General features: G+C 66.4%; 1 protein-coding gene. It reads right to left on the bottom strand.

The features are described 5' to 3' along the window. Positions 1 to 96 precede the first annotated feature (96 nt). A complete protein-coding gene (locus tag B0F77_RS46005; RefSeq protein WP_086669334.1) occupies positions 97 to 993 on the bottom strand; it encodes an HAD family hydrolase in 897 nt (298 codons plus the stop codon). Positions 994 to 1,123: the final 130 nt, after the last annotated feature.

Below are 1,123 nucleotides of genomic sequence, written 5' to 3'. Positions count from 1 at the left end.
GACGCGAGTGGGGTGGGTGGTCACCTTGCGTCGGGCGGCTCGCCTGTTGCTTACGGCGGCTGCGCGTTGCGTAGGTGGTGCGGTTCGGCGTCGCCTTTACTTCACGCGGCGTCGGTATGCCAGCGTGGCCGCCACCGCACCGGCCAAGGCACCCGCGCCCAGTACAGACGGGACGCCGATTTTTGCTGCTTTTCGGCCCGTTCTGAAGTCTCGGATTTCCCAGCCCTTGCGGCGGGAGATTTCGCGCAACTGGGAATCGGGGTTCACTGCTACTGCGGTGCCTACCACTGAAAGCATCGGGACGTCGTTCGAGGAGTCCGAGTAGGCCGTGCAGCGGCGTAGGTCCAGGCCCTCTTTGGCGGCCAGGGAGCGGACGGCTTGGGCCTTGGCCTTGCCGTGCAGGAGGTCGCCTACCAGGCGGCCCGTGTAGATGCCGTCTTCGGATTCCGAGACTGTGCCCAGGGCGCCGGTCAGGCCCAGGCGGCGGGCGATGATTTGGGCCAGTTCCACTGGGGTGGCGGTTACCAGCCAGACGCGTTGGCCTGCGTCCAGGTGCATTTGGGCCAGGGCTTGGGTGCCCTTCCAGATGCGGTCGGCCATCAGTTCGTCGTAGATCTCCTCGCCCAGGGAGACCAGTTCGGCGACGCTGCGGCCTGCCACGAAGGAGAGGGCCTGTTCGCGGCTGGCTTTGACCGATTCCGGGTCTTCTCGGCCGCCTACTCGGAACTTCAGCTGTTGCCAGACGAAGCCTGCCAGGTCGGAGGAGGAGAAGTACTTGCGCGCGGCCAGGCCTCGGGCGAAGTGGAAGATCGAGGCGCCCATCATCATCGTGTTGTCGACGTCGAAGAACGCTGCCGCGGTCAGGTCCGTGGGGACCGCCAGTGAGGCTTCGAGTTCGGGCGCTGCTGCGGCAGCCCTGATCGCCGCCTCGGCCGATGCCTCGCCGGCTAGCTCGGCCAGCCGGTCGCTCTCCACCTCACGGTTGCCTGCCATGTGACAAGCCTAGCGATCAGGTTGCGAGGTAAGACCTCGACTCAGCCGAAGCTGATGCCGGGCAGTAGTGGGAGCGAGATGGTGGGCAGGGGGAGCGGGAGGGGGATGGTGATTTCCGGCTTGCCCGAGG

The sequence above is a fragment of the Lentzea kentuckyensis genome (assembly GCF_002150765.1).
Classification (GTDB): Bacteria; Actinomycetota; Actinomycetes; order Mycobacteriales; family Pseudonocardiaceae; genus Lentzea; species Lentzea kentuckyensis.
Note: the sequence above shows the minus strand (reverse complement) of the source record. Positions and strands in the feature narration are given on the sequence as shown.